The organism is Geothrix oryzae, from assembly GCF_030295385.1.
Classification (GTDB): Bacteria; Acidobacteriota; Holophagae; order Holophagales; family Holophagaceae; genus Geothrix; species Geothrix oryzae.
Map to the genome: position 1 here is coordinate 1857071 of NZ_AP027079.1, position 12156 is coordinate 1869226.

Sequence of the window (12156 nt, forward strand, 5' to 3'; positions counted from 1 at the left end):
CCTGGCAGGCCATTTTACATGTTTCAACTTCTTTTTTGCCTCTCGCGGTCGCGCTCTCCGGTGCCGATGGAGCAAGTGAGGGGATAAGCTAAAGTAGATCACTTTCTGGAGCCCGCATTGAACCTCAGGCTTGGCGTCAACATCGACCATGTGGCCACCCTCCGGCAGGCCCGGGGAGGGCATGAGCCCGAACCCGTCGCCGCCGCCCTGCTGGCCCAGAGCGCCGGGGCCCACGGCATCACGGTCCACCTCCGGGGCGATCGCCGCCACATCCAGGACCGCGACCTCCGTCTTCTCAAGGAGGTGCTGGCGGTGCCGCTGAATGTCGAGTGTGCGGCCACCCCCGAGGCCCTGGAGGCGGTCATTCCCGCCCGCCCCTCCTGGGTGACGCTGGTCCCCGAAAGCCGCGAGGAGCTCACCACCCAGGGCGGCCTGGATGCCATCTTCCTCCAGGGCATGCTGCGCCCCGTGCTGCGGGAACTGCGCAGCGCCGGCATCCGCGTGAGCCTGTTCGTGGATCCGGTGCTCGACCAGGTGAAGATGGCCGCCAAGCTCGAAGCCGATGCGGTGGAGCTGAACACGGGGGTCTACAGCGACCTGCCCATGGATTCCGACGCCACGGCGGAGCTGGCCCGCATCCGTGACGCCGCCCGCCTGGGCAGCCGCCTCGGCCTGCGCGTCCTGGCGGGCCACGGGCTGAATCTGCAGAATGTGGGTCCCATCGCGGCCATCCCCGAGGTCGAGGAGCTGAACATCGGGCACAGCCTCATCGGGAGGGCCGTGCTGGTGGGACTGGAGCGGGCCGTGGAGGAGATGCTCGGCGCCGTGGTGGAAGCCCGGCCGTGAGTACCGTCCTGGTGGTCGACGACGATTCCGAGGTCCGGCTGGTCCTCCGGGAATACATCGAGATGGCCGGGCATCGCGTCCTTGAGGCCACCGACGCGAGTTCCGCCCGCCGGGCCCTGGCTCAGGAGCCGGTGAACCTGGTGTTCCTGGATGTCCTGATGCCCGGCGAGAGCGGCGCCGCGCTGTGCCATTCCATCAAGGACGATCCGGAGTGCCAGGGCATCAAGGTCGTGCTCCTCACGGGCTACGACGGCGAGTCGGCCTGGCGGGAGGGGCTTCGCAGCGGTGCGGACATCTTCGCCGTGAAGCCCATCACCCGGGAACGGATCCATGTCCTGCTGCAGGAACTGCTCGCCCCGGTCGAGGGGCAGCCATGAGCAACCTGCGCGGCACCCTGGAAAGCATCTCCCTGACGGATGTGGCGCAGCTGCTCCATGTCAACCGCAAGACGGGCATGCTCCAAGTCAGCTCCGGCAAGGTGAGCGGCGTGCTGTATTTCTCGCGCGGCGAAGTGATCCATGCGGAGACCCTGTCCACCCGGGGCGAGCCCGCCGCCTTCGAGATCCTGGAGTGGGTGTCCGGCCAGTTCGAGTTCCTCACCACCCAGCTCCAGATCCCGGTGACGATCCGCCGCACGGTGCCCGACCTGCTCATGGATTCCGCGCGGATCCAGGACAGCCGGAAGCGCCTCAACACCATCTTCCCCCGCCTCACGGCGGTGCCCTGGCCCACCCTGCCGGCCCCGCAGCTCTTGGAGGGCCTCAAGCTCTTCGCCGAGGAACGCCGCGTCCTGCCCTTCTTCGACGGCTACCGCGACTTCCAGGAAATCATGGCGGCCTCCGGCCAGCACGATGTGGCCGTCCTCCAGGCGGCCTCCATCCTCAAGGACGCCGGCCGACTGGATGTGCTGGAGCCCGACGCCCATGTGGCCGTCACCCAGCTGAAGACGGGCCTCTTCCGCAAGGGGGACCACCTCGAACTGCCCAAGGCCATGGAGGGCTGGTGGACCGTGGTGGGGCCCTACCGCCACGGCGTCCGGAACCTGCGCATCATCTGGCCCAAGGGCCCGGCGGTGGAGCGGGTGGAGTTCGTGCCCGGCCTGCCCGACAAGCAGGTGGCCATCCCGCGAGAACTCATGCAGGCCTGGGGGCTGGCCGAAGGTACGCATGTGAAGGTGCGGCCCGCACCCTGAGGGCGCCCTGGAGTTTCCATGACCGATGCCCCCGACGACCAGATTCCGACCAGCGGCTCCGACGCCTTGGTGGCCGAGTTCCAGGCCCGCCGGGAGCGCCTTGACCAGCGGCTCATCACCCTCGAGGAGCTGATCGGGGACCTCCGCCGGGACCTCCAGGGGGATTCCCAGGCCAGCCTCCTGCGCCTGGCCCAGGCCGCCCGGGACATGGCCAACGGTCAGGTGTACCAAAAGATCGACATCGAGGCCAAGGGCGAACTGGGGGCGCTCGTCTCCAGCATCAACCAGACCCTCCTCAACCTGCAGCAGCTGGATGCCTCGGTGAAGCACCAGAGCACCCAGGTGCCGGAACTGGCTGCCCAGCTCGACGCCATCACCTCGGATACCGAAGAGGCCACCCAGAGCGTCATGAACCGCCTGGATAAGCTCATGGCCGCCAGCGACGACGCCACGCGAAGCCTCGAGGCCTGCCAGAAGGGCCTGAACGAACAGAGCCAGCGGCAGAGCCACCTGCAGGAGTCGGTCGCCGGCTTCCTGGACCGGGCCGCGGGCGGTGAAGATCGGACCGCCCTGGCCCAGGAAGTGCTCGAATTCCTCTTCGCCCAGCAGGTCACGGCTCCGGCCGCAGCGACGGACCTGGCCCCCACGAAGGCCCTGCTCCAGCAGGTGAGCGACGAGGCCTTCGAGATCCTCAACATCCTCCAGTTCCAGGACATCACGCGCCAGAAGATCGAGAAGGTCGTGATCCTCCTCAAGCAGTTCCAGAGCGGCCTCAACCGGCTGCTGGTGATCTTCAACATCCATTCCGGCGCCATGTCCGGCGAGGGCTTCGCCGAGCGCCGCGTGGCCACCCAGGACCACATCTTCGAGACCAGTCTGGAGGCCGACAGCCGCAAGGACAGCGTCGACGACATCATCGCCCAGTTCAAGAAGACCGGCGGAAACTGACGGCCGGGGCCCAGCCGATCAGACCAAACCGATCAGACCAGGACGATCTCCAGCTCTCCGATGCCCTCGATGCCGCAGCGCACACGGTCCCCTCGGACGATGGCGCCGACGCCGGAGGGCGTCCCGGTGAAGATGATGTCTCCCGGGGCCAGGGCCACATAAGACGACAGGTGGGCGATCACTTCGGCCACATTCCAGGTCATCTGGGCCAGGTCGCCGTGCTGCCGCTCCACGCCGTTCACCGACAGCCAGATGGCCCCGGAAGCCGGGTGGCCGAGGCGGGCCGCCGGCACGAGCGCCGAGACCGGCGCCGACTGGTCGAAGCCCTTGGCCATCTCCCAGGGTTGGCCCTTGTCCTTGAACTTCGCCTGGAGGTCCCGGCGCGTGAGATCGATCCCCACGGCGTACCCATAGACGCAGGCGAGGGCCTCCTCGGCTGGAATGTCCCGGCCCCCTCCGCCGAGGGCCACCACCAGCTCCGCCTCGTAGTGCAGGTTGGAGGTGATCGGCGGATAGGCGATCTCACCGCCGCCCGGCACCACGGCATCATGCGGTTTCCCGAAGAAGAACGGGGGCTCGCGGTTGGGATCGCCACCCATCTCCCGGGCGTGGTCCGCATAGTTCCGCCCCACGCAGTAGATGCGCCGGACCGGGAACAGAGGCTCCATGCCTTCGACCGGAATCGCAGGGCGGGGGGGGGTGGGGATGACGAACGCCATGGAATGCTCCTAGCCTTTGGCCCGGGGGTGGGCCTTCTCGTAGGTTCGGGCCAGTTCATCGAGGCCCAGGTGAGTGTAGCGCTGCGTGGTGCTGAGGCTGGCGTGGCCCAGCAGTTCCTGGATGGCCCGCAGGTCCATGCCGCGGTTCAGCAGGTGGGTGGCGAAGCTGTGCCGCAGCGCGTGGGGGCTGACGCGCGATCGCACGGAGGCGGCTTCCAGGGCCGTCCGGAGCAGCGCCCGCACGCTGGTCGGCGTGAGCCGCCCACCGCGCTGGTTCAGGAAGAGGGCCGCACTGGGCGGCAGCCCCCGGCTCGCCAGGAAGGCGGAGCGGAACCCGAGGTAGGCCGCGAGGATCTCCGCCGCTTGGGCATGGTAGGGCACCAGGCGCTCCTTGCGTCCCTTGCCCAGCACCCGCAGGGTGCGCTGGTCCGTCAGCAGATCCTGCAGATCGAGACCCACCAGTTCGGACACGCGCAGGCCCGAAGCATAGAGCAGTTCCAGCAGGCAGGTGAGGCGCGAGGAGGGGAAGTCGATGGCCGGCGGCAGGTCCAGGAGGGCCTGGCTTTCACCCTCCGTGAGGAAGGCCGGGAGCCGCTGGGGCTGCTTCGGATTCCGTAGGCCGGAAGCGGGATTCTTGGCGATGCGCCGCGTCTCCCACAGCCAGCGGAAGAACCCCCGCACCGTGGAGAGGATGCGGGCCTGGCTGGCGGGATCGAGGCCGCGGTCCCCCAGCTCCAGAGCGAATCCCCGGACGGTGCGGGGACTGACCTCCCAGTCGTCCCACCGGCCGCGCACGGCGTGGTCGAGGAGCTTGTCCAGATCACCCTGCTGGGCCCGGGCGGTATGCGGCGACACGCCCCGGGCGCGCTGCTCCAGGTGGAAGGCCTGGATGCCCTCCCCCAGCGGCGCTGCGCCCTTCCCTGTTACCATGCCTTCACATCCCCCAAGTGTTTCGGAGTCATTGTGGCCCAGCCCATCGAAACCATTGCCCAGCTTTTCTATACGGCCGCGGAGAAGAACCTTCCCGATGCCCTGGCCGCGAAGCGCAATGGCGTCTATGAACCCATCTCCCACGCCGAGATCGTGGCCCGGGTCGAGCGTTTGGCCCTGGCCATGGCCGCCCGCGGCCTCAAGCCCGGAGACCGGGTAGCATTCATGTCGGAAAACCGCCCGGAGTGGGCCATCGCCGATTACGCCTGCGCCATCCTGGGCACTCCCGATGTCACCATCTACGCCACCCTGAACGCCGAGCAGGCGGCCTACATCCTGAAGGACAGCCAATCCCGGTGGGTGCTCTGCTCCACCCGGGAACAGCTCGACAAGGTGCTGGCCCACTGGGACGAGCTGCCGGCCCTGGAGGCCGCCGTGCTGATCGACGGCGAGCTCCCGGCGGTGACCGGCCGGAACCTGTTCCTCTGGTCGGACCTCCAGCGGGAAGGCCTGGCCATGGAGGCCCGCCGTCCCGAGGTCCGCGCCTGGGGCGAGCAGAGGAAGGCCTCGGACATCCTCACCCTCATCTACACCTCCGGCACCACGGGCGATCCCAAGGGCGCCATCCTCACGCACGGCAACCTCGTGTCCAATGTCCTCGCGGGGCGGGCCACGGTGGCGAACATCACCGATAACGAGCGGGCCCTGAGCTTCCTGCCCCTCACCCACATCTTCGAGCGCATGGCCGGCCACTTCCTCTGGTTCCATGTCGGCGCCTCCATCTACTACGCGGAGAGCGTCAGCACCGTCGCGGCCGACATGCTGGAAGTGCGGCCCACGCTCATGGCCTCGGTCCCCCGCATCTACGAGAAGATCTTCGCGAAGATCTACGACACCGTGTCCTCCGGCAGCTTCATCAAGCGCCTGATCTTCCACTGGGCCATGCTGGCCGGCCGCCAGGCAGTGCCCTACCTGCTGAAGGGCCAGGAGCCCCCCTCTTGGAAGGGCATGTGGTACCGCACGGCGAAGGCCGTCGTCTTCGAGAAGATCCGCCAGCGCACCGGGGGCCGGCTGAAGATCGCCGTCAGCGGCGGCGCCCCCCTCGGCGGGAAGATCATGGAGTTCTTCTGGATCCTCGGCATCCCCATCCTCGAGGGCTACGGCCTGACGGAGACCAGCCCGATCATCACCGTGAACCGCTTCGGCGAGGTCATCCCCGGCTGCGTGGGCCGCCCGCTCTACAAGGAGTGGAACGGCCGGCCCTTCGTGAAGATCGCGGAAGATGGCGAGATCCTCTGCCAGGGGCCGAACATCATGGTGGGGTACTGGAACAACGAGAAGGCCACCCAGGAGGCCATCGACGCCGACGGCTACTTCCACACCGGCGACATCGGGCACTTCGACGACGAAGGGCGCCTGTACATCACCGACCGCAAGAAGGAGCTCCTCGTCACGAGCGGGGGCAAGAAGGTGGCCCCCCAGCCCATCGAGAACCAGCTCAAGGTGGACAAGTACATCTCCCAGGCCGTGCTCATCGGCGACCAGCGGAACTTCATCACCGCGCTCATCGTCCCCAATTTCGACAGCCTGGTGCGGTGGGCGGGCTACAAGAAGATCGCCTTCAAGTCCCATGCCGAGCTCATCAAGAATCCGCTCGTGGTCGCCAAGGTGGGCAGCCGGGTCGAGCGGGTGAACGAGCACCTCTCCAACTACGAGCGCGTCAAGAAAATCGTCCTGCTGGACCAGGAGATGACCCTCGAAGGCGGGCAGCTGACGCCCTCCCTCAAGGTGAAGCGGCGGGTCGTGAATCAGATGTACGCCGATCAGATCGAGGGAATGTACACCGAGCTCAAGGGCTGATCCGGTACCGGCGGGCCGGCACTGGGGGAAATCCCTACCCCGGCCGGCTCCCCCTGAAACCGCCCGGGAGCCACCTCTGATAGGCTGGACGGTCCATCCAGTCCCAGGGGGTTCTTCCATGCGTGCCAGCGTCGCCTGCCTGTCCATCCTCCTGCTCGCCTCCACCTACGGATGCCGCGCCCCCCAAGCCTCCACGCCGCGCCTGTCCACCTCCCCAAGCGGCCTGGGGGTCGCGGACCTCGCCCCCGGGGGCGGCGCCTCCCCGCGGGTCGGCCAGACCTGCGTGGTCGAGGCCCTGGGCTGGGTGGAGGAGAACGGCCAGAAGGGACGCCTCTTCCTCGACACGCGCAAGCGGGGCTACCCCGCCACCTTCCCCCTCGGCGTCGGCCGAGTCATCAAGGGGTGGGACGAAGGCCTCGCGACCATGAGACAGGGCGGGAAACGCCTGCTCCGGGTGCCTCCTGCCCTCGGCTACGCCCCCCACGAGATCGGCGACGACATCCCTCCCGGGGCCACGCTGCTCTTCGAGTTGGACCTCATCGACATCCGCTAGCCCGAGGGTTTCCACCATCCGAGGTCATCCGTGACTGCCCCGCGTCGAGCGCCCTCCCCCATTCCCATCCGGCCCACGCCGCCGGTGGAGAACCCACCGCCCGCTTCCCTCACACGGGGGGTGATCCGGTCCTTCCTGATCGTGTCGGCGATCATCGTCATCACCGAACTCACCATCATGGTGGCGCTGGAGCCCTTGTTCCTGGACGACCACCTGACCATGGCGTTCGTGGATTCCGGGACCCTCATCCTCGTCTGCTTCCCTTCCATGTACTACCTGCTCATCAAGCCCATGGTCCGCCACCTCCTGGCCAAGGCGGAGACCGAACGGGCCCTGAGGGAGGTGCAGGCCACCAATGAGTTCATCCGGAACGACGCCAAGGAGCGGATCATGGCCGAGGCCATGGAGCGGACCAAGGCCGACGAGCGGATCCAGTTCCAGGCCAGGATCCTGGCCGTGGTCCAGCAGGGCGTAGTGGCCACGGGAAAGCATGGCGTCATCCTCTACTGGAACCAGTTCGCCGAGCGGATGTTCGGGTGGACGGAGGAGGAGGTCCGCGGCGAGACCCTGGCGAAGGTGACCGCGTTCAGCGCAGCGGCCGTGCGCCAGGGCCTGTCGTCCTTCGGAGCCGTAAAGGGCTGGTCGGGTGAAGTGCGGGCCGTGCGCCGCGACGACACCTGGTTTCCGGCCTACCTCACCTGCTCTCCCATCTGGCGGCCGGACGGGTCCGTCGCCGGATTCGTCTACACCTTCATCGATACGACCGAGCGCAAGAAGGCCGAGGAGGAGCTGCGCTACTCCGAAGAGAAATACAGCACCGTCGTGGAGAACTCGCCCACCGGCATCTTCATCTACCGCAACGGCAAGCTGGAGTTCGCCAATCAGAAGTTCTTCCAGATGGTGGGGCGGTCGCCTTCCGATCTGGAGGGCATGGATGTCGCGGACATCGTCCACCCCGACGACTGGCCCACCGTCCAGGAGATCTGGCGGAGAAGGTTCCTGGGTTCGGCTCCCTCCCAGGACTACGAATGCCGTATCATCACCTCCACCGGCGAGACCCGCTGGATCAGCGGCCGCAGCATCCTCATCCGGTACCGGGGCGAGAACTCGCTCCTCGCGAACATCCAGGACATCACCGAGCGGCACAAAGCCGAGCAGGCCCTCCGCGATTCCCGCGAGGCCCTGCACCGCCTCTCGGCCCGCCTGCTCACGGCCCAGGAGAGCGAGCGCCAGCGCGTGGCCCGGGAACTGCACGACAGCATCGGCCAGTCCCTGAGCGCCATCAAGTTCATGGTGGAGCGAGTCCTGGACAGCGAGGAGTGGCCTCCGGCGGGCGGGCGCCAGGCCCAGTCCCTGCAGGCGGTGGTTCCCGTGATCCAGGCCTCGGTGGAGGAGGTCCGCCGCATTTCCATGGCCCTGCGCCCCTCCACCCTCGACGACCTCGGACTGCTGGCCACCATCGCCTGGTTCGTGCGGGAATTCCAGGGGACCTACCCCCACATCCAGGTGGAGAAGGTCATCGAGGTCGAGGAATTCGAAGTCCCCGACCTCCTCCGGACGAATGTGTTCCGCATTCTCCAGGAGGCGATGAACAATGCGGCCAAGCACAGTCATGCCGACAAGATCACCATCGTCCTGAGACAGGTCCTCCACGACCTCCAGCTCATGATCTGGGACAACGGCGTGGGCTTCGACCTCGCCGTCACCCGGCGCGACGGCGCCACGACGGGCTTCGGCCTAGCCTCCATGCGGGAGCGGGCCGAACTGTTCGGCGGCTCCCTCATCCTCACCTCCACCGAGGGCGAGGGCACCATGATCATCGCCCGGTGGCCTACCTCCGAAGGAGACCCCGTCACTTCGTGACGAGGCCCTTCTCGATGGCGTAGGTGGTCAGGGCGGGCACCGTATGCAGCTTGAGCCGGTCCATCAGGTTCGCCCGGTGCTTTTCCACGGTTTTGGGGCTGATGCAGAGGTATTCCGCGATGTCCTTGGTGCGATAGCCCTCCGCGATGAGCTTCAGGACCTCCCGCTCCCGGGTGGAGAGTTCATCGAAGGCCGGGCGAAGGGTGGAGGCATCCTTGGCCCCCAGATAGCCCGACACCACGGTCGAGGCGATGGCGGGCCCAAGGTACCGCTCGCCATTCAGCACGCTGCGCACGGCCAGCATCAGCTCCGAAGCGGATGAATCCTTCAGCACATAGCCGTCCGCCCCGGCCTGGAGGGCGGTGAACACATAGTCCTCGGTCTTGTGGACCGTCAGGACCAGGACCTTGGTCTGGGGGCTGATGCGCTTGATCTCCTTCAAGGCTTCCAGCCCGTTGGACCGGGGCATGGAGAGGTCCAGCATCATGAGGTCGGGCGTCAGCTCCTCCGCCCGCCGCACCGCCTCGCGCCCATCGGCGGCCTCCCCCACCACCTCGAGATCCGGTCGCGAGCTCAGCAATGCCTTCAGTCCTTCCCGGAGGATGGTGTGATCCTCCGCGATGACGAGGCGATATCGCTGTTCTTGGGCCATGCCACTCTCGATCCCGTCGTGCGTGTCGCCACAGCCTAGCGGGACCAGGGGCGAATTGCCTAGTCATTATGAAAAGGTGGAAATGGGGAGTTCCCCCCAAGCCAATGGGGGGGACCCCCCATTCGCCCACCTTCCCCCGGGACCCACCATGGGACCTGCGGGTTCGCTTGCGAGCCGATCCCGCGGCACGCCTCCCTTCGACCAGGCCCACCGGGACTCTGCCGGCGCCGAACTGAAATGAGATCCCATGGTACTGATCGTGGAAGACAACCAGCTGTTCCGACGGTACCTCCGGGACTCGCTGAGCCGTCATTTCCCCGATTTGAGCTTCCATGAGGCCGAAAGCCTCGCCCAAGGCCGACAGACGCTCCGGGAGACCCACCCGGAAGCCGTCCTGGTGGACCTCTGTCTTCCCGACGGCACGGGGCTTGATCTGGTGGAGACCATCCACCGGGACTACCCGGAAATCTCAGTGGCCATCTGCACCGCCCATGATCTCCCGGAATACCGGGAGGCCGCACGGAAGGCCGGCCTGGATGGCTTTTTCGTCAAGAATCACCTCGACTGGGAGGGGGTCATCCAGCTCATCGCCGCCTCCCGGCACAAGTCCATGCGGCAGGCATGACCCCCTCGGCCCCGACTCCTGGCATGCTTTCGTGATCGCCCCCCTTGTTCCACCGATTCTCAGGAGACCTGCCATGCGCGCCCTCGCTCTCGCCGCGGCCCTGGCGGCCGGCCTCTCGGCGGCCTCCGCGCCTCCCCCGGAGCCCCAGGGCAACTGCGCCGTGTGCGGCATGTTCGTGGCGAACTTCCCCGACTGGGCCTCGGCCATTTCGTTCAAGGACGGCACCACGGCCTGGTTCGACGGACCGAAGGATCTCTTCGCCTGCCTCCTGGACCTGGGCCGCTACGCCCCGCGCCGGAAAGCGGCCGACATCGTCTCGATCCGGGTGAAGGACTACTACGGTCTCGCCCCCATCGATGGCCGCAAGGCCTTCTACGCGATGGGCAGCGATGTCATGGGCCCCATGGGAAGGGAGCTCGTGCCCTTCGCTTCCGAGGCCGATGCGCGCGACTTCCTCAAGGATCACAAGGGCCAGCGGATCCTGGGATTCCAGGAGGTCACGCCCGCCGTCCTCAAGGCCCTGGAGTAGGCCCCCCGCCGTGCGCAAATCCACCTTCTTCCTGATCCTGACGGGCACTCAGGTCGGCCTGCTCGCAGCCGCCCTGCTCCATGCGCGGGTGCAGGAAGGACCGGCCCTCTTCCAGCGCCAACCCAGCCAGACCCTGGTGCGGGAACTGGGCCTCACGGATCTCTGCCTCTTCACCGAAGCCCGCTACACCCGCCACCCGGCCATGGCCGACCGCCACGCCGCCTTCCAGGATCACCCCCTGGGTCTGGAGCACTTCCCCTCCGGTTCCCTGGTGCCGCCGCCCGCCTTCCCCTCGAGACCTCATGCACCCGTCCCTGCGCCGCACCCGGAACATCCTTGATTTCGCACTGTCCTCGCTGCTGCGGCGAAGGGGGCGGAACCTGTCGCTGCTCCTGGTCTACACGCTCGTGGTGGCCGTCCTCGCCTCGCTGATCTTCTTCGTCCAGGCCCTTAAGCGCGAGGCCCGACTGGTGCTCGGCCAGGCCCCGGAGATGGTGGTCCAGCGCATGGTGGCCGGGCGCCACGATCCGATCCCCACCGCCCAGGCGGAGGCCATCCGCGCCATCCGGGGGGTGAGGGAGGTCACGCCGCGGGTCTGGGGCTACTACTACGATCCCGTCTATGGAGGGAACCTCACCGTCATGGGCCAGGAGGGCGGCGGCCTGGCGGCGGATTCCGTCCTCATCGGCCAGGGCGTGGCCCGCAGCATGCGCGTGAAGGAGGGGGACATGATCTCCCTCCGCGGCTACACCGGCCTTCCCATGCTGTTCTCAATCCAGAAGGTGCTGCCCGCCGAATCCGAATTGGTGTCGTCGGATCTCGTCATCATGGCCCTGCCGGACATCCGGACCCTCTTCAACCTGCCCGAAGGCCAGGCCACGGACCTGATGGTCCGCGCCGGAAACCCCCGCGAGCTGCCCACCATCGCCGCCAAGATCGTGGAGCGGTTCCCCGATGCCCGGCCCATCCTGAAATCCGAGATCCTCCGCACCTACGACGCCATTTTCGACTGGCGCGGCGGCCTGCTGGTGGCCGTGCTGGCCTCGGCCCTGCTCTCCTTCGTCATCTTCGCCTGGGACAAGGCCACGGGCCTCTCGGCGGAAGAACGTAAGGAGATCGGCATCCTGAAATCCATCGGCTGGGAGACCTCGGATGTGCTGCTGCTGAAGTTCTGGGAAGGCACCGTCATCTCCCTGACGGCCTTCCTCTCCGGCGTCCTGCTCGCCTACGGCCATGTCTTCTTCTTCTCCGCCTCGCTCTTCGAGCACGCCCTCAAGGGCTGGTCGGTCCTCTTCCCGCGCTACCGCCTCATCCCCACGGTGGACGCCTACCAGCTCGGGGTGCTGTTCTTCCTCACGGTCCTGCCCTACACGGCCGCCACCCTCGTGCCGTGTTGGCGGGCCGCCACGGTGGACCCCGACGCCGCGATGAGGTCCTGA

Annotated in this window: 14 protein-coding genes; 11 read left to right on the top strand and 3 right to left on the bottom strand. The window is 67.3% G+C overall.

What is annotated here, in order from left to right:
* Window positions 1-117 precede the first annotated feature (117 nt).
* The 4 genes from QUD34_RS08560 to QUD34_RS08575 are packed head-to-tail and all read left to right on the top strand — an operon-like array spanning window position 118 to window position 2986.
* On the top strand, window positions 118-846 hold the full coding sequence (locus tag QUD34_RS08560; protein WP_286353274.1) for a pyridoxine 5'-phosphate synthase: 729 nt from the start codon (window positions 118-120) through the stop codon (window positions 844-846).
* Window positions 843-1223, top strand: a complete 381-nt coding sequence (locus QUD34_RS08565; RefSeq protein WP_286353275.1) for a response regulator — start codon at window positions 843-845, stop codon at window positions 1221-1223. The genes QUD34_RS08560 and QUD34_RS08565 overlap by 4 nt, the downstream gene beginning before the upstream one ends.
* A complete protein-coding gene (locus tag QUD34_RS08570) occupies window positions 1220-2038 on the top strand; it encodes a DUF4388 domain-containing protein (RefSeq protein WP_286353276.1) in 819 nt (272 codons plus the stop codon). Before QUD34_RS08565 ends, QUD34_RS08570 begins: the two co-directional genes overlap by 4 nt.
* A gap of 18 nt (window positions 2039-2056) precedes the next feature.
* Entirely contained in the window at window positions 2057-2986 is a 930-nt protein-coding gene (locus QUD34_RS08575) for a protein phosphatase CheZ (protein WP_286353277.1), read from the top strand.
* Between the two features lie 32 nt (window positions 2987-3018).
* On the opposite strand, the gene QUD34_RS08580 is transcribed toward QUD34_RS08575, so the two are convergent.
* Both QUD34_RS08580 and QUD34_RS08585 read right to left on the bottom strand, forming a co-directional pair.
* A complete protein-coding gene (locus tag QUD34_RS08580; RefSeq protein WP_286353278.1) occupies window positions 3019-3705 on the bottom strand; it encodes a fumarylacetoacetate hydrolase family protein in 687 nt (228 codons plus the stop codon).
* 9 nt (window positions 3706-3714) lie between these two features.
* Entirely contained in the window at window positions 3715-4635 is a 921-nt protein-coding gene (locus tag QUD34_RS08585; RefSeq protein ID WP_286353279.1) for a tyrosine-type recombinase/integrase, read from the bottom strand.
* Window positions 4636-4668: 33 nt separating this feature from the next.
* Between QUD34_RS08585 and QUD34_RS08590 the strand changes: the two genes are divergently transcribed.
* From QUD34_RS08590 to QUD34_RS08600, 3 genes are all read left to right on the top strand, one after another.
* The gene (locus tag QUD34_RS08590) at window positions 4669-6495 is read left to right on the top strand and encodes an AMP-dependent synthetase/ligase (protein ID WP_286353280.1); all 1827 of its coding nucleotides are present in this window, start codon (window positions 4669-4671) and stop codon (window positions 6493-6495) included.
* 118 nt (window positions 6496-6613) lie between these two features.
* Window positions 6614-7048 carry an FKBP-type peptidyl-prolyl cis-trans isomerase gene (locus tag QUD34_RS08595; RefSeq protein ID WP_286353281.1) on the top strand — a complete coding sequence of 145 codons (435 nt, stop codon included), beginning with the start codon at window positions 6614-6616 and terminating at the stop codon, window positions 7046-7048.
* Window positions 7049-7168: 120 nt separating this feature from the next.
* Window positions 7169-8911 (top strand): PAS domain-containing sensor histidine kinase, encoded by a 1743-nt coding sequence (locus QUD34_RS08600; RefSeq protein ID WP_286353282.1) that lies wholly within the window; start codon window positions 7169-7171, stop codon window positions 8909-8911.
* Here QUD34_RS08600 and QUD34_RS08605 read toward each other — a convergent pair.
* Window positions 8901-9563, bottom strand: a complete 663-nt coding sequence (locus tag QUD34_RS08605) for a response regulator (protein WP_286353283.1) — start codon at window positions 9561-9563, stop codon at window positions 8901-8903. The genes QUD34_RS08600 and QUD34_RS08605 overlap by 11 nt on opposite strands.
* Before the next feature lie 247 nt (window positions 9564-9810).
* On the opposite strand from QUD34_RS08605, the gene QUD34_RS08610 reads away from it, so the two are divergent.
* The 4 genes from QUD34_RS08610 (at window position 9811) to QUD34_RS08625 (ending at window position 12156) form a co-directional block, all read left to right on the top strand.
* Window positions 9811-10188, top strand: coding sequence for a response regulator (locus tag QUD34_RS08610; RefSeq protein WP_286353284.1), 378 nt, complete (start codon window positions 9811-9813; stop codon window positions 10186-10188).
* Window positions 10189-10261: 73 nt separating this feature from the next.
* On the top strand, window positions 10262-10717 hold the full coding sequence (locus QUD34_RS08615) for a nitrous oxide reductase accessory protein NosL (RefSeq protein WP_286353285.1): 456 nt from the start codon (window positions 10262-10264) through the stop codon (window positions 10715-10717).
* A gap of 10 nt (window positions 10718-10727) precedes the next feature.
* Window positions 10728-11057 (top strand): hypothetical protein, encoded by a 330-nt coding sequence (locus QUD34_RS08620; RefSeq protein WP_286353286.1) that lies wholly within the window; start codon window positions 10728-10730, stop codon window positions 11055-11057.
* On the top strand, window positions 11020-12156 hold the full coding sequence (locus QUD34_RS08625; protein ID WP_286353287.1) for an ABC transporter permease: 1137 nt from the start codon (window positions 11020-11022) through the stop codon (window positions 12154-12156). The genes QUD34_RS08620 and QUD34_RS08625 overlap by 38 nt, the downstream gene beginning before the upstream one ends.